The 16880-nt window shown below is 43.5% G+C and carries 16 protein-coding genes; 6 read left to right on the plus strand and 10 right to left on the minus strand.

Annotation, left to right across the window (positions count from 1 at the left end; all coding sequences use genetic code 11):
• The first annotated feature begins 23 nt into the window (after positions 1-23).
• The 4 genes from ltaE (at position 24) to BIW15_RS23540 (ending at position 4280) form a co-directional block, all read left to right on the plus strand.
• Complete coding sequence (gene ltaE, locus BIW15_RS23525) at positions 24-1028, plus strand: low-specificity L-threonine aldolase (RefSeq protein ID WP_005488643.1); 1005 nt, start codon at positions 24-26, stop codon at positions 1026-1028.
• Positions 1029-1105: 77 nt separating this feature from the next.
• A complete protein-coding gene (locus BIW15_RS23530) occupies positions 1106-1423 on the plus strand; it encodes a cytochrome c (protein WP_005498990.1) in 318 nt (105 codons plus the stop codon).
• A gap of 228 nt (positions 1424-1651) precedes the next feature.
• A complete protein-coding gene (gene yfcC / locus BIW15_RS23535; RefSeq protein ID WP_077281710.1) occupies positions 1652-3184 on the plus strand; it encodes a putative basic amino acid antiporter YfcC in 1533 nt (510 codons plus the stop codon).
• Between the two features lie 100 nt (positions 3185-3284).
• A complete protein-coding gene (locus BIW15_RS23540) occupies positions 3285-4280 on the plus strand; it encodes a succinylglutamate desuccinylase/aspartoacylase family protein (RefSeq protein ID WP_077281711.1) in 996 nt (331 codons plus the stop codon).
• Between the two features lie 94 nt (positions 4281-4374).
• Here the strand turns inward: BIW15_RS23540 and BIW15_RS23545 are convergent, their stop codons facing one another.
• Complete coding sequence (locus BIW15_RS23545; RefSeq protein ID WP_077281712.1) at positions 4375-5499, minus strand: multidrug effflux MFS transporter; 1125 nt, start codon at positions 5497-5499, stop codon at positions 4375-4377.
• A 139-nt stretch (positions 5500-5638) separates the two neighbouring features.
• Between BIW15_RS23545 and BIW15_RS23550 the strand changes: the two genes are divergently transcribed.
• Positions 5639-6418 carry a helix-turn-helix domain-containing protein gene (locus BIW15_RS23550; protein ID WP_077281715.1) on the plus strand — a complete coding sequence of 260 codons (780 nt, stop codon included), beginning with the start codon at positions 5639-5641 and terminating at the stop codon, positions 6416-6418.
• An 18-nt stretch (positions 6419-6436) separates the two neighbouring features.
• Here the strand turns inward: BIW15_RS23550 and BIW15_RS23555 are convergent, their stop codons facing one another.
• The 3 genes from BIW15_RS23555 to BIW15_RS23565 are packed head-to-tail and all read right to left on the minus strand — an operon-like array spanning position 6437 to position 8096.
• Positions 6437-6958, minus strand: a complete 522-nt coding sequence (locus BIW15_RS23555) for a lipocalin family protein (protein WP_020837932.1) — start codon at positions 6956-6958, stop codon at positions 6437-6439.
• A gap of 55 nt (positions 6959-7013) precedes the next feature.
• Complete coding sequence (locus BIW15_RS23560) at positions 7014-7541, minus strand: histidine phosphatase family protein (RefSeq protein ID WP_025574608.1); 528 nt, start codon at positions 7539-7541, stop codon at positions 7014-7016.
• A gap of 30 nt (positions 7542-7571) precedes the next feature.
• Positions 7572-8096, minus strand: coding sequence for an AAA family ATPase (locus tag BIW15_RS23565; RefSeq protein ID WP_077281713.1), 525 nt, complete (start codon positions 8094-8096; stop codon positions 7572-7574).
• A 408-nt stretch (positions 8097-8504) separates the two neighbouring features.
• Here BIW15_RS23565 and BIW15_RS23570 point away from each other — a divergent pair, with 408 nt between their 5' ends.
• Positions 8505-8885, plus strand: coding sequence for a cystatin domain-containing protein (locus BIW15_RS23570; protein ID WP_005480328.1), 381 nt, complete (start codon positions 8505-8507; stop codon positions 8883-8885).
• Between the two features lie 64 nt (positions 8886-8949).
• On the opposite strand, the gene BIW15_RS23575 is transcribed toward BIW15_RS23570, so the two are convergent.
• From BIW15_RS23575 to BIW15_RS23600, 6 genes are all read right to left on the minus strand, one after another.
• Complete coding sequence (locus BIW15_RS23575) at positions 8950-12006, minus strand: AAA family ATPase (RefSeq protein ID WP_077281714.1); 3057 nt, start codon at positions 12004-12006, stop codon at positions 8950-8952.
• A gap of 9 nt (positions 12007-12015) precedes the next feature.
• A complete protein-coding gene (locus BIW15_RS23580) occupies positions 12016-13149 on the minus strand; it encodes an exonuclease SbcCD subunit D (RefSeq protein ID WP_025626478.1) in 1134 nt (377 codons plus the stop codon).
• Positions 13150-13245: 96 nt separating this feature from the next.
• Positions 13246-14088 (minus strand): hypothetical protein, encoded by an 843-nt coding sequence (locus BIW15_RS23585; protein WP_031412720.1) that lies wholly within the window; start codon positions 14086-14088, stop codon positions 13246-13248.
• Positions 14089-14379, minus strand: coding sequence for a PAAR domain-containing protein (locus BIW15_RS23590; RefSeq protein WP_005499010.1), 291 nt, complete (start codon positions 14377-14379; stop codon positions 14089-14091).
• A gap of 13 nt (positions 14380-14392) precedes the next feature.
• Positions 14393-16228 (minus strand): type VI secretion system tip protein TssI/VgrG, encoded by a 1836-nt coding sequence (gene tssI / locus BIW15_RS23595; protein ID WP_025557265.1) that lies wholly within the window; start codon positions 16226-16228, stop codon positions 14393-14395.
• Between the two features lie 57 nt (positions 16229-16285).
• Entirely contained in the window at positions 16286-16765 is a 480-nt protein-coding gene (locus BIW15_RS23600; protein WP_005375967.1) for a type VI secretion system tube protein Hcp, read from the minus strand.
• Positions 16766-16880: the final 115 nt, after the last annotated feature.

Consider the following 16880-nt stretch of genomic DNA (forward strand, 5'->3'; position numbering starts at 1 on the left):
GAATTTGGACCAAGGAGATATTCATGGATTTTCGTTCAGACACAGTGACTCAACCCACCCAAGCTATGCGCGAAGCAATGTTCAGCGCCCCTGTTGGCGATGATGTTTATGGTGACGATCCTACCGTAAACGAGCTAGAGCAATTCGCGGCTGAATTAGCAGGGTTTGAGGCAGCGTTGTTTACCACTTCTGGCACGCAAGCAAACCTTTTAGGGTTAATGGCACATTGTGAGCGTGGCGATGAATATTTATGCGGCCAGCAAGCGCACAATTACAAATATGAAGCAGGTGGCGCAGCGGTACTGGGTTCTATCCAGCCTCAACCAATTGAAAATAATCCAGATGGCACGTTGCCATTTGACAAATTAGAGGCAGCAATTAAACCTGATGACGCGCACTTTGCTCGTACTCGTCTGCTAAGTTTAGAAAACACCATCAACGGTAAAGTGATCCCACTGTCTTACTTAGCGGAAGCTCGTGAATTCGTTAATAAACACAATCTGAAACTGCATCTCGACGGTGCCCGCGTGTTTAACGCAGCCGTTGCGCTCGATGTTCCCGTCAAAGATATTGGTCAATACTTTGATTCCATGACGATTTGTTTATCGAAAGGTCTTGCGGCACCCGTTGGCTCACTGCTGCTTGGCAGCAAGGAATACATCGCAAAAGCTCGCCGTTTAAGAAAGATGGTCGGCGGCGGAATGCGTCAGGCAGGTATTCTAGCGGCAGCAGGTAAACTGGCGATCACGGAACAAGTCGCGCAGTTAAAGCAAGATCACATCAATGCAAAAGCATTGGCGGAAGGTTTAGCTGAACTACCGGGTTTCTCGGTAAATCCTGACTTCGTTCAAACCAATATTGTGTTTGCTAAGTTGGATGCTAAAGTCGATATCCAAAGCATAGCGGAACAACTCAAGCAACAAAACATCATCATCAGCCCAGGAAACCCAATTCGCTTTGTCACACACAAAGACATCTCTGCTGAAGATATTCAAACCTTCCTATCGAGCCTTAAATCTCTGCTTTAGATTGATTTTGATCATTGAGCTTCCCCTTGGGGGAAGCTTTATTCTACGGTCAATTATCGCTAAATCGAGAATCCATAATGCTAAGAACCCTCCTTTTAACGTCTCTCATTTTTACCTCCACCGTTTATGCCAATCCTTTTGGCGATGCTGAGAAAGGCAAAGTTAAAGCTCCAAGCTGCGTATATTGCCACGGCACAAATGGACTAAGCAGTAATGACGCCTATCCGAACCTTGCAGGTCAAAGTCCTAAATACTTGTATGACTCGATGAAAGCCTATCAGGATGGTTTGCGAACCGGGCCACTGGCAGAGATGATGAAAGCGCAATTACGTATGCTGAACGATGAAGATCTCCGCGATGTTGCTGCATTTTTTGCCGAGCAATCAGGCGACTAAACGGTCTGCATTAATGAGTGAGAAAAGGCTCGTCAGCAGTACGAGCCTATTTATTTTCCTGAACATAAAACCAACAACACATTTCACCAATAAATGAACACAAATCAATCAAACACACTTCAGATCAAATATTTGATGAATTTATAGTTCACTACAGGCATTAATATTGACTTTTTATTCTACTTTATCGATATTTCATGCTTTGTTTGATTCGACGTGAAGTAAGTTATGTCTCACACACATGCGCAGCCATCGGAATCGGCTGCAACAAAGCAATCATGGCAGATGCCTGACACTCTCATTTTAATCTTTTTTGTTGGTATCTTTGCTGCGATTCTTACCTATCTAATTCCTGCTGGTCACTTTGATAGCCAACAGGTGTCTTACGTGGTAGATGGTGCGGAAAAAACACGTACTGTTATTGATCCGTCTTCTTTCTCGTACGCAACCGACGAAAACGGCGAGCTGGTTTACAACAAAGTGGGTCTCTTCGCTTCTGGCGGCGGTATCGGCTTGATGAACTTCCCATTTGAAGGTCTGGTTTCAGGTTCAAAATGGGGCAGCGCAATCGGCGTTATCATGTTTATGCTTGTGATCGGCGGCGCTTTTGGTGTCGTGATGCGCACGGGCACTATCGACAACGGTATCCTTCGCCTGATCGACAAAACCAAAGGTAACGAAGCGCTCTTCATTCCTGTTCTGTTCTTGCTGTTCTCTTTGGGCGGCGCTGTCTTTGGGATGGGTGAAGAGGCGGTGGCGTTCGCCATCATCATCGCTCCATTGATGGTTCGCCTAGGTTATGACGGCATTACGACCGTAATGGTGACTTACGTTGCGACTCAGATTGGTTTTGCGACATCTTGGATGAACCCATTCTCGGTTGCGATTGCACAAGGTATTGCTGGTATTCCTGTGCTATCGGGCATGACGGTTCGTATGGCACTTTGGGTTGGTTTTACACTCATCGGTATCGCCTTTACGATGGTTTATGCGTCTCGCATCAAAGCAAACCCTGAGTATTCTTACAGCCGCCGTACGGATAAATACTTCCGTCAGCAAGAACTAGGTAGCCACGACTCTCGTTGGAACTTCGGAGACACGCTCGTTATTCTAACGGTTATCGCAACAACGATTTGGGTGGTTTGGGGCGTAGTATCTAAAGCATGGTACATCCCAGAAATCGCTTCTCAGTTCTTCACAATGGGCTTTGTGGTTGCCATCATCGGTACGATCTTCCGCCTAAACGGCATGACCCTTAACTGTGCGGCGGACGCATTCAAAGAAGGCGCAGCAATCATGCTAGCTCCTGCTCTTTTGGTTGGCTGTGCGAAAGGTGTATTGCTTATTCTAGGTGGTGGTACTACCGATGAAGCAAGCGTACTGAACTCGATTTTGAACAGCGCAGGCGGCGTGATCAGCGGCCTTCCTGATGTTGCCGCAGCTTGGTTGATGTATGTGTTCCAATCCATCTTCAACTTCTTCGTGACCTCGGGTTCTGGCCAAGCAGCACTTACGATGCCTCTGTTGTCTCCTCTTGCAGACATCGCTGGCGTAACTCGTCAGGTAGCGGTTCTGGCATTCCAACTGGGTGATGGTTTCACTAACGTGATCGTTCCTACTTCTGCGTCCCTAATGGCAACGCTTGGCGTGTGTCGTATCGACTGGGGTGACTGGGCGAAATTCTGCTGGCGCTTTATGCTATTACTCTTTACCCTATCGAGCATTGTCGTCGTCGCAGCTCACGTGATGGGTTTTGCGTAAACTGATTAACAGATAAGAAGGCGAGACAAGTTCTCGCCTTTTTTGATTCAAGCCAAATGGCAAATAAGCATCAAAACGATGTTTTGGAGTGACAACTTTAATGGCAACACAATTTCTGGATGACGTAATTCAAGGTCATCAAGTCATTCAATCTCTCGACGTAACTGACTTGCCTGCTGGCGAGCATAAATTCTGGTTCCGCATTGCAACCAATGCCCTATCTCAGTGGCAATACCTACCAGTATTGGTATTCAAAGGCGGCAAGCCGGGCAAGAAAATTATGATCACTGCCGGTGTTCATGGCGATGAATACAACGGCGTTCTTGCCGCGCAAAAAACAGCTCGAGAGCTAATCGGCAAAGAACTGGCGGGCACTGTCACTGTTGTTCCAACCATCAACTTAACGGGTATGTTGAACCACAGCCGCGATTTTTACTCCGCAGATCCTGATGCCTCACCAGCAAACCTAAACCGCTTTTTCCCAGGCGACGCAAACGGCAATGAGGCCAATCGCTACCTGTTTGCATTATGGAACAATCTGCTTAAGCCAAATGCAGAGCTTGCAATTGATCTGCACACCCAAACCAGTGGTGCAGCTTACCCATTGTATGTGTTTGCCGATTTCCGTATCGAACAATCGTTGGAAATGGCTCGTTCAATTAACCCAGACGCTATCTTAAACGATCCGGGGGACGCAGGTGTTTTAGAAACCGTGTGGAACAACAGCGGCACTCCAAGCATTACTATCGAAGTGGGCATGGGGCGTTACACTGAGCAAGCGCTGATTGATCGTACGGTTGCGGGGATTTTTAACGTGCTAAAACGCCACGAAGTGATTTCTGGTGAAGCTTCGCCAGTCATCCCTTGCCTTGAAGGTAACGAGATCATCAGTATTCGAGCCGAGTTTGGTGGCTTCGTTCTACCACAAGTGAAAATGATGGATACCGTTGAACAAGGTCAATTGCTTGCGATTCAATACGATAGCTTTGGTGACGAAATTCAGCGCTACATGGCACCGACTAGTGGCAAGGTATTAAGTCACAACATTGAGTCGATCAGGGCTCCTGGTTCATTGGTTGTTCGCCTAATCAAATAGCCCTAGTTGTTCGCTATTTGAAAGCACTTTTTCGGATAGGTCAATTTGCAACAAAAAGCCCCGCTCATTTAGTGGGGCTTTTTACGAATAAAATCTATTTCTTCATTCGTGACATTGTCACTAACAATACGGTTACTGCACAACTTGTCTGTACTACACCTAGGTTTTGAATTATTCCTGCCAATCCAAGCCCCGACCCAATCAGTAAGTAGTACATCAGCCCAAATACTGCGCCAGCACTGCCCGCTTGCTGTTTATAATCCACCAAAGCAGCGCTTAGTACGTTAGGTATCGCAATGCCAAACGCCATCACGACCAATAACATTGGAACTAAAAACCAAATAGATGTTTGAGCCCAAAAGACACCAAACCCACCAGCCAACAACAGTATCGATGCGATCCACAACAAAGATGTTTGCGTCCGTCCTTTACCCAATAAAAATTTATTCAACAAGCTGCCGACAAATGTACCTAAGCCAAGTACAACGCCACTGTATCCAAACTCCGATGAGCTAAAACCTAACGCCTCAAATGTGAAAGCACCTAATTGGTAGTAAGAAAACAATGCGATATTGTAGAGCGCAACTAATAACGTCGATTGCCAGATTTGCGCATCTCTCAGCATTCGCCCCAGAAGTGAACCCATATTCAAAGGCTGTTTCTGAATTTGTGTCTCTGGCAGTTTGAAAACGTTGTAAACAAACAAGCATAACGCCATGACAAACAGTGTAAAAAAGACGGTTTGATAGCCGCCCAATGCGGTTAACTGGCCGCCGAGCAACATGCCAATCACCGGACTGACAGAAATTCCTATTCCCATTACGCCGAATACTTTACCCAACTCTTCGCCAGAAAAACTGTCCCGCAACATGGTTTGCGTCACCACAGAACCCACCGCAATACCAAAGGCGCTCAACGCTCGAGCCAACATGACCACATCAAAGCGGTCAGTTTGCATCGCAACCAATGCAGAAAGCCCATAAACGAGCAAGCCAACTAGCATGGTTGGACGTCTTCCCCATTTATCTGCTAATAGACCCCAAACCACGACTCCGATTGCAAATGCTGTAAAGTAGATCGACAGGGTTTGCGCTGCTTGCGAATAGGTGACTGAGAATGACTGTGCAATATCACCAAGTGCAGGGCTGTAAATCGTCTCTACAATTTGTGGAAACATCAGCATCACAACCATTAATCCAATAGAAGGTTTCGTTTTCATTTTTGCCTCTCTATCCCACTTCGACCTGATGAATTCAGAAGCTTAAGTGGGTAACAAACTTAACTTGGCGCGCAGTATAGAAGGCGTTATGCTTTACCCATTAACATCATTAAGACCAAAAACATCAAAATTCGGACAAATGGCACTTATTGAAGAAAACACTCAGTTTGATGCAGACAAGCTCACAGCCAACGTGGTCGGCATTGCTGCAGATGTTGGTAGACACGACTCAGGGATGCATCAGCACCATAAAGGTCAGTTACTTTACGCGCCACAGGGATGCATGACGTTTGCCCTAAATGATTCCATTTGTATTTTGCCGCCAACCAAAGCAGTGTGGATCCCACCTCATACTCCACATCGCGCCATAATGACGAATGTTGTGGCGTATCGTTCTGTTTATTTCGATTGTGACAAATTTTCTTGCCCGAAAAGCATTGTGATGATTGAAGTTAACTATCTCCTAAAAGCACTGATCAATAAAATGGCTTTGTGGGAGTGGGACATAGAACAAACCAAAACGAATGCGACAACCATATTGTTTTGGGAAGAGTTTTATCAAGCAAAGCAATTCGAGCTCACTTTACCATTGCCATCGGATCGTCGTTTGGCTTCATTTCGAAACGCGATGACAAAAGACGGATTCATTGCTCCTGATCTCAACCATTTATCGAAAACAATCGGGGCAAGCGGTAAGACAATTACAAGACTGTATAAGTCCGAAACAGGCATGTCTTATCAAGATTGGCGTCAGCAATGGCGATTGTTAAAGGCAATAGAGCTGTTGTGTGAGGAGAGGCAAGTCAGTGATGTTGCCCATTGTTTGGAGTTTTCATCAGACAGCGCATTCATTGCGTTCTTTAAAAAACAAACAGGACAAACACCACTGAGCTTTATGAAGCATCGAACCTTACTGTAAGGTCAGCAGTTGGACAATTTACTGTTTTTGATCGACCAGGATCAACTCATCTAGCGCAAAGCCTTTCTCTTTGGCGACTCGCTTAAATCGCTCCACCGTCGCCTTATCGACATTTGGTTTCCGAGAAAGTAGCCACAAGTAATCATGGTTAAAACCTGAGATAAAGGCATACTCATAGTTTTCTCCTAGCTCGAACACAATGTACGAGGAATAGAACGGGCCAAAAAATGAAACTTTAAGATGGCCGATGTTTTCATCTCCAACGAAATACGCTTTGCCTTCGGCTTGTGTCCACTTTTTATCTTCTTGCGAATAACCACGGTTGATAACCGTGACACCACCGTCTTCACGCAATTCGTATTCAGCCGTAACGTTAGAGAGGCCGCGCTCAAAGGAATGATCCAGTCGAGCGATTTCATACCATTTACCGAGGTAGGGTTGGAGTGCAAAGTTGTTTACAGGCTCAACATCATCTGGTTTTGACGTACAACCAAACATCGCGATCAAACATAACAACATCCATGCTTTTATAGATTTCATTTTTAACTCCAATAGCGATTACTCATTGATTTTACTCTATAAGATTGAAAATCGATCACAGACGAAAGATTTTAGAATCTCCGCAAGCTAACCCTTGTTCCTGATAACCTTGCAAAGCTTCAAAAACATTGAAATGACTGACGACAATAACTTTGTCATATTGTCTGTACCTTTCCAAAACCGCCATCGTTCGTGCTTTTAACGCTGTCACATGCTCATAGCGCTCGTCGCTCATCGGCAGTCTTAGTTTTAGCAACTCGCGATATTCGTGCCAACGCCGGTCTCGCTCGGCCAACGAAATATAACCACCAGAAGTATCCGCCCGCCACTCTCTCAGATCGTGTTCGACAAACAATTCAAATCCATGACGACGGTTAAGGATCTCCGCCGTTTGGAGCGCTCTCGTATATGGTGAACAAATAATAGCCTGCGCATCATCGAATACGGCGTTGGTAAGCTTTTGATGAAGTTCCGATAAATACGCTCGATCTAACGGCGCGTAATCTTTCTCTAACTGCGTCATGCATCTTTCATCAGCTAATGAAAAATCTGGCACGCCATGTCGCACAAAAATAATGTCCATCTATCTGTTTTCTCTTAGCTTTTACTTATTTTATAGTTTTTCGAGATAAGCTTGTGCTTTTTTCGGGTTAGTCAAATGAACAAATTGAATGGGTGAGCCGCTCAATTCACGTTTCAGTTGAAGATATTTTCGTCGTCGTTTGTCATAGTTTTTAATAGACCATAATACGATAGAGTCTTTTGTAAACAGTCGATACAGACTTTCTCTGTTACCAGTCCCTTCCCACAGCTCTTGCTTTGTGTAAATACGTGTGAGTGCACGTTTGATCGCTCGATAAAACGTCACCGTTCTTGAATAGTCCAACCAAATGATCGTGTCGACGTCTTGCCACTTTATGCTTTCAGTTCGAGAATAGTTTCCATCCAAAACCCATTCGCTTTGCGTGAGGGCCGTTTTTAAGTTGCTGAAAAACTCATGGTCGGTGCTTTCTCGCCAGCCCGCTTTCCAAAACAATTTGTCCATTTCGATATGTGTAACGTCGAGCTTCTGAGCTAAGGCTTTTGCGAAAGTAGACTTACCACTGCCGCTACTACCTATGACATTTATCCTTTTCATATAGCGCCCTCCATGGCGCTGGCAACAAATTGACGAAGAACGCTGCAATTAGTCAAACTACGGCTTATTTTTACAGGTCGGTGATAGTAGTGTTTTGTATGATTGATAAGAAATTCAAACACCAAACATGTGAACTATGACTCATATTAAATTTAATTTATTGCGCTTAACGCTGCCCCAATTCTCGAGTAAATTGAGTCTTCGTAGGCAACAACATCGTGAGTTTTTACACTGTAAACTGATTTATCAAGAACAGAGTGTTTGATTTATCGTGCTTATTTTCTATGTAAACTCGCTCCAATTACTCATCGAATTAACTTTGTGCATATCAAAAGTTTGCACAACATAGACAATGGCGTGATTTCATCACCACTATAATACGATCCGATATGAATAGAGGTGATGGTTATGATGTTAAAAACAGTGTCGACTTGTGCAATTTTGGGGTTGCTTGTTGGTTGCCAACCAAAAAACCAAGAAGAGACGACACATGTAACAGCCTCGGCAGATGTATGTAATACACAGGGAAACATGCCAGGTGGGTGGAACGAATTTGATGCTACCCCTGATGCACAAAAGGCGATGGCCTTTGTCCTGAAACAAATGGATACTCTTTCGTCATTCAAACAAATTCTGACAGTTCATGCACAAATAGTGAGCGGTGTGAACTACGCAATTGAATTTGAAATGGATGATGGCTCGATTTGGAACACTATTGTGTATCGTAATCTCGACGGAGAGTACGCGATTACTCAATCGCCAAAAGAAGGTCACTTCTGTGAACAATAAGTGTCAGAGTCGATAAAAAAGCCCCATAAAGGGGCTTTTTTGTTTTCATTTAACTATCTGATTTTTATTTAGATATTAGCATCTGAGATTTAACCGAAACGGTAGAACCAAACCTAGACGGTTCAACATCGATTCGCAACGCCATCTGCTCTTTGAGTTCAGACACGTGTGAAATTACGCCAATCATGCGGCCCGTTTGCTGCAAGTCGACCAATGTTTGAATCGCCAGATCGAGAGATTCAGGGTCCAAGCTACCAAAGCCTTCGTCGATGAATAACGTATCTAAACGAATTCCACCGCTGTAAGATTGCACGACATCAGACAAGCCTAATGCCAAAGCTAAAGCTGCCATGAAGGATTCTCCCCCCGACAACGTTGCAACATCACGCATTTTTCCGGTGTAACCGTCTTCCACCACGAGATCAAGTCCTCGCCCTGCAGCACCTTTGAAACCCTCTGTTTTACGCGCTAGAATATATCGACCCTTGCTCATCAAACTCAGTCGTTGAGAAGCTTGAATCAACACATCATCCAATAAAACCCCCAACACAAATCGGTGTAAACTGATACGGCTGCCCGTTTTACCACTGGCGACATCATAAAGCGTACCGAAAACTTTGTACTCTTCCTCTAATTTACGGTTTTTATCGTGTAGATTCGAAATTTCATTGCGAACTTTTTCCAAGCCTTCAAACAGTGAACGCGTGCTATCCAGCTGATTTCTAATTTCTAGATACGAATGTTGAGCAGTGCTTAAACTCCCGTTAAGCGCTTCTAAATTAGGCTTCTCGACCGCCTTCAAAGCTTGATTTAAATCCGCAAGAGTTTGTTCTAACTGAATTTGTGTCTGCTTAAAGTTATCTATTTCTTGTTGCCAAGTTTGAGTTTGTTGTTCACTCACTCTACTCTGTAAGAAGTGCGCTTCATCAGCAAGCGCACTCGCTTTTAGTGCACTTTCCCATTCGGTTTTAGCATCTTCCAGTCTACTATTCGCTTCCAACAGCCACTGTTGGTGAGTCGTCAACTGACTATCGACTTTTGATTTCGCCAGCACAGCTTGTTGTAACTGCGCTTGCGCAGATTCTAGGCCGTTATTCAGCTCAACAATTTGCTTGTGTATCTGAGTCAAGTCGTTTTCTAGTTGCTCTAGTGATGTGTATTTATCACCTAATGACGCACTCAATTTCGCTAACTGCTGCTGATTTGCTTTAATCGTCGATTCATTTGCAGCCATCTGGTTTTGCAAATCGTTGATCTTACCTTCGCCAACCACACAACGTTGATTCAACTTGTTCACGCTTTGCTCAAGCTGAGCAATATTAATTGCGTTCAAATGCTGTAATCGTTCATTGAGTTGATGAATTGATGCCTGTAATGCTTGCAGCTCTAGGTTCGCGTTCTGCCCCAACTCCGAAACCATTTGCTCAATTTGCTGCGTGTATTGAGCAATCGTAATATTGTGTTGTTCCAACTGGTTGCTCAATTGGTTCAGCGTGATTTGAGCCTCACGCTCCTGATGACGAGCCTGTTGAACTTGCTCTTTTGTGACTTCATCACCAACAAATTGAGCAGGTAGAGGATGTTCGGTACTACCACAAACGGGACACTTCTCTCCAGTTTGTAAACGAAGAGCAAGAACTGCCGCTTGCGCATTATGCCAACTGAGCTCTAACGCATCCGCTTCACGTTGAAGGTTTTCATAATAAGACTTGGCTTGAGTTACCGAGGCTTGTTTACTTGACGTCAATGCATCTAACTTTGAAAGCTCTTGATTTAAATTACCTAACTTTTGAAGATCCGACATCAAACGCTGCTGCTGTTTGATCTCTGCATCCACACCACCAATACTTGCGACATCAATGCGAGCTTGCTCCAACACTTTTTGCGCTTGCAGGGCGTCTTGCGTCAGTTTTTCCCTAAACACTATGTATTTTTTTAGCGTTTCTTCAAATTCTGATTTCTGCTGAAGTCCTGCAGCGATGGCACTATCTAGTTCAACCTTCTCGACCAACTTGCTTTTCATGCTTTCAAGTTGGTATTGCTGCTCTGTCAGCGTAGGAACCCGATTAGCTTGTTCTTTTGCCTGTTGGAAGGCTTGTTCCTTCGTTTTTAAGACGTCGTCAGCGGCTTTTAAATCTTGAGAAAGAACGGCAACCTTTTGGTTTAAATCTTGAACTTGCTGGGCGGCATTTTGCAGCGTGATATAAGGCAGTTCAATCCTACTCGCCTTTTTCGCATTCTCTAACTGCAGTTGGCGAGCCGAAATGGTTTCAGTTTGTTGCAAGTGCAGATGGAGCGAGGCTTCTGCTTGTTCACGCTTTTTAAATTCATTACTTAACGTTTCAGCTCTCTGAATTTCTGTTTTCACGGCATTTAACTGAGCAAGCGATTCCTGCTCTCGCTTTTGCGCTGACGCGAATTGGACAGACAGCGTTTCACGTTGTTCTGTTAATTCCGCTTCTGATGTCACTCCCGCAACTTGAAGCGCGCCACGAATTTGGTTATCAAACTCATCTTTTGCTTTGCTTATCAAGCTTGCTTTGTCTTTTAAGGCGTATTCAATCTTTTTGTAGATATCCGTTTCGAACAACTGGCCAAAGATCTCTTCACGCTCTTTAGACGTTGCTAATAACAGCTCGCGAAATTTACCTTGAGGCAATACCATAACCTGACGGAACTGAGTTTCGTTCAAACCGATAATATTAGTGATCTCAGTTTTAACTTGGGTCGTTTTGCTGGTGATGAGTTTTTCTGTCTCACCCAATTCATACAATGACGCCGTGTGTTTGCGAACGGTCAAGCCCTCACCACGGGCTTTCGGAGCTTCTTGCTCCGGCGCGCGAGTCACTCGGTAAACTTTGCCATGCAAAGAGAAATCTAGAATTACTTCGGTTAGCAGCTGTGGCGATGCTAAATCACAGCGCATTTGGATCCCTTGACGTTCATTGCTAGTGGTTTCGCCATATAGCGCAAAGCAAATCGCGTCTAAGATCGAGGTTTTACCTGAGCCAGTAGGTCCATTAATTAAAAATAAAGCATTACTTCCAAGCTTTTCAAAATCAATAGTTTCTGTTTTCGCAAACGGACCAAAGGCTTGCATCGTGAGTTTGATTGGTTTCATATTTGGCCCTTACTGCTGTGAAAGTTGCTTAATGATGTCGCTGATTGCTTGCTCTTGCTCATTGGATAATTCACTATCCTGTGCTTCAGCAAAGAAATCTTTGAACATGTCAATTTCACTGCGAGCGAGCTTAGCTTGCGCCATTTCTTGCTCGACACCAATTAGCATTCCTGGCTTCTCTAGGTGCAAAACATTCGGGTAAACCGTACGAAGTTTCTCCATCGGATTCAAAATGGCGTGTTTATCCATTAATCTCACCAGTAAATAATCTTCATTTTTCGGGTCCGTTTTGCCCCACTCTAGAATTTGTTCCAATTCGCCTTCAACGATACGCATTTCATGAGGCGCCGTTAACTCAATATGTTCCGCCCCAATAAAGCCATCTTTGCCGATTTCAACTAATGTGAAGCCTTTCTTTTGATTTTGTTCACCGAAGCTGTACTTCATCAACGAACCAGAATAACGAATGTACTCCTCACCTTTCTTTTGAGGTTGGTGCAAATGACCTAACGCGACATAATCGAAGTTTAAAAAGTGCTCGTGGCTAACTCGATCAGAGCCACCGATAGAGAGCGGTCGCTCTGATTCAGATTCAATAGCACCATCTACAAAGCAATGACTGATTAGAATATTTCGATGCTCAGATTGGAACTGCTCTGTAATTTTTTCGGCAATCAGTTTATGAGCTTCATCGTGTGTCGACACCGGCTCTTTATACACATAACGTACTTGTTCAGGATCATTGTATGGCATTCCATAGAAAGCGACATGACCAGCGGCTTTCGTTTCAATCACAACTGGCGTTAACATATCTTCAAAATTGCTGATGATATGCAATCCCGAACGTTTCATTTGCTCAGAACCAAAACCCAAACGCTCTGCGCCATCGTGATTGCCTGAAATCAATATCATAGGAGTATTGAGCTCACCACAGATTCGCTTTACGACTCGATTAAGCAACTCGATAGCAATCGTTGGTGGAACGGAGCGATCATAGACATCTCCGGCAACGATTACAGCATCAACCGGATTGTTTTCAATATATTGGATAAGTTGCTCAAGAACTGCCTGCTGATCTTCAAGCAAAGAGACATTGTGAAACTGTCGGCCAAGATGCCAATCTGAGGTGTGGATAAACTTCATTCGAATTCACTTTCTGCCACAAACATGGCGTTATCTTATTATCCCGTTAGAATATCGTGACTTCGTAAGCTTTTCATGTGGTTTGTGTTGATTGATCTAAGAATTTTCGCTCTCATTTCGACCAAATAAGGCTCCAACAACATACCCACTTGGCTCGATGTCTAGCTGAACAGCGTGAAAGCGTTCGCTCGCCTCGTTCAATTGTTGTTGATACAGGCAAACTGCTTTGAGAATACCGCTACAGGCTCCAAGCGAACCTAACTTCACATTCAGAAAATGGTATCTCGTGTCGGAGGTAATCCACGGTGAGAAGCTCTGAATATGATGCATCCAAATAGGCTCTTCGCCTTCAACAGATACAGTAAAGTCACTCACCGGATATTTACAGTTAAGCCCTAACTGCTGCATGACCTTCTCTACTGCGATTGAGTGTTGTGTGGCATCTAAATCAACACAAACGTTTCTGCTGAATAAACCACCTTTACTCGGCTCGCATTTCGCCGCCACGACCGAACTACGCGAACCATTCACGTCATCATTTTTGGCATTAAATCCCAAAACCCAGGTAGGTCGACTTGAGACCAACTCTCTTTCTATTCTTCCAAGAGCCATCAAAAAGGATGCCTGCCCGTAAGGATACAAGTAGATATTTGTACTTGGATGACCACCTAAGGCAGATGATATCTCAAGCATGATTTTTTTCAGTAGCGTTTTGTCGCTGAGTTGGGGCAACAATACGCAAACACAACCAGATACTTCTGCTTGTTTTAAGCTTCTCTCATGTGACGCAATCAGCTTAAACAGTCGTTCTTCATAAACTTCATTGTTAACGTTTTGTGTTTTTTCACCGAAAAACCTAAATGAAGCATCGAGAATAGAGCTGACTTGTACTTCCTCATCGTCAATAAGACATAAAGGCATCTTAAAACCAATTCGCATCTATCCCCCGATGAGGACGGTCGGTACACCGACGAGAATTTTTCCACCATGAGATGTAGAGTCTCCTGATCTAGCAGCCGGTTTACCATTAATCTTAACGCTAGAAGACCCCGCAGATATGCTGTCAGGCGGCCCGATACAAACGAGTTTGTCACCTTTTCTCGCGGCAGGGATGCCTCCTATTTTTACATTTGGAGAACCCATAACAACAGGACCTCCAACATGAGGGATCTTGCCTGTTTTCTTTGGACAAAGGTGAAAACTTCCAATCACTGCTGCTGGTTTACCCATTCTAAGTTCCCTCTTAATTCAAAGAGATTTGTCCTGCTTTCAATGCGATTGCAGAGCCATTGATAGAAATCTTGTTGCCCTTAATGTTGATTTCGCCAGAACTCGACATTTGAATTGAGGCTCCACCGACTTTAATTTCAATACTTTTCCCTGCATTGAGGGACAACACTTTGCCAGTGTCGGAGGTATAGTTTTCTCCCACTTTTAACGTCGCATTTTTTCCAACGTCTTGAGTGACATCGTTGGTTACTTTCTCAACTTTATTGTTCTCAACAACAATATCTACGCAGTCTTCGACTAACATTTGGAACAACTTTTCTGCGTGAAGGTAAATGTGTTCTTCACCAGGTTTATCTTCAAAGCGTAACTCGTTGAAATTTGCGTTTCCTTTTTGAACTGAGCGGGACTTAAAACCGCTTTGAGAACTTTTCTCTGGAAGAGAATACGGGGGCAACTGGCTCCCGTTATACAGCGCACCCGTGACAATAGGTTGATCTGGGTCGCCATTCACAAACTCTACGATAACCTCTTGCCCTACCCGAGGATGAAACACCGCACCCCATCCATTTCCGGCAATACTTTGAGCAACTCGAATCCAACACGAACTATTTACATCGTACTTACCCAAACGATCCCAATGGAACTGTACTTTTATTCTGCCATGTTTATCAACGTATACCTCACCGTCTTTATTACCAGTCACAATGGCTGTTTGAAGACCTTTAATTTGCGGTTTAGGGTAAGTAACCGCCGGCCTTAAAATGGTTTTAGAGTCCACACAAGTAAACGCAACACGAACACCTTGAGAAGCGGTGCCACCCAGACCTGTTTGATTAAACACAGAAGCAAAAATCGTCACAGAGGCCAAGACATATTCTTTTCCTACTCGCGATTTATCTTCGTGTTTTTTGAACTTAAAACATTTACCCACAGAAAAGGTTCGACAACTCGCCTCTCCGCTACATAGATAAACGTTCTGTTGAAGGGATTCAATTGCGTGAGTGTTTCGAAGCGAGTACTGATCGTCACTTTCTGTTTCACCCAGATACTCAAAATACTCACTCGCAGGTACTGTAAACAGTGCAGTATCACCAGCGGCTACGTTTTTGGGTTGTGAGGTTGGTTTTAGCATATTGAAACCAGACTTCTGGCTTGCTTTAGTCGTTAAAACTTGTGTTTCGTTCCAAGCAGAAATGTGACTCGACTCTGAACTGCCTGTATCGAAATCGACCATAAACTCAGGACTGGGTTTGTAAAAGCTTACATCATCAAAAATATCTAGGACATGGGATGATTTAGAGTGACTAAAGCAAAAAGAGAGCCCTTCTTCGGCTAGGAGGCGCTGAACAAAAGCAAGATCAGATTCTTCATACTGAACTTTGTAGGAATATTGGGGATACGTATTTTTTAGTTCAAATTTAAATGCAACACCATGCTCTGAAAGCACTTCGGAAATAATGTCTTTTATATTTTTCTTCTGAAAGATCTTACAATTATTTCTGTACGCTGCGAACTTAACTTTCGGTTCAACAATAATTTCAATATTTTTGTAGTTTTCTCCATTATGAGAATTCATCACTCTCTGGCCTTCGAGCTTTGCAGCAGAGACAATGCCATGGAAAAAACGCGGACTTTTAGAAACACGACTACTATTTTCCACTGAAATCGTTACTTCTTTACCCACGATTTCATTGAGCTCATTTTTTTGATCATTAAAATAAGCTTTAGCACGCAATGAAAAAAGCTCCGAGATCCCTTCTCTATATTCGAACGAATTGAGAATAAGAGCATCTTTTCCAAACGGAGAAGAAATACGGATAAAGTTGTTGTCTTGACTTGCTTTTTTCATTGGATACTTATATTTCCTTTTGAAATGGCGGAGGAGATAACCCCTCCGCACAATAAATTACATTTGTTGACCTTTAACACCGCTGTAGCCGTAAACCAACGGAGCAGAAGTGTTGTTTTTGTCATCAGTAGGTGTCACTGTCATCATCATTTCAGTGTATGAAATTGTGATAGTTTCTACTGGGCGATCATCTTGAATCGATACTGAGTAGTTAGAAATCATCGCATCAGTCAGTTCGATTTTCATGATTTCTTCAACTTTTTCACCCTGCTTAGTGATGTGGAATACTGCAGGTTTACCTTTACCGATTGTTGCTTCCTTGAATAGATCAGGAGACGAACGATCTTGAAGTTTAGTGATAGTTAAATCATATAGGCGTGTTGCACTTGCTTCACGGTCCATTGCTGTACCCGTGTAAGAAGAAATCTCACGACCAACACTCCAATCTACAGATAGTAGTGTAATTAAATCCTTATATTGTTCCGCTGTCGCTTCACCTTTAATATCTGCGTATTTAAGATACGTATTAGACTGCATGCTAATCTCCTAGAGCATTATTAATTGACATATTTCGTATTAATTAAATTATCTGAATAATGATAATTAATGATTGATGTATCAAAAACTTCATTTTAAATACGCTCCTTTATAT

Origin of the sequence: Vibrio sp. SALL6 (genome assembly GCF_002002385.1) — a bacterium.
Classification (GTDB): domain Bacteria; phylum Pseudomonadota; class Gammaproteobacteria; order Enterobacterales; family Vibrionaceae; genus Vibrio; species Vibrio parahaemolyticus.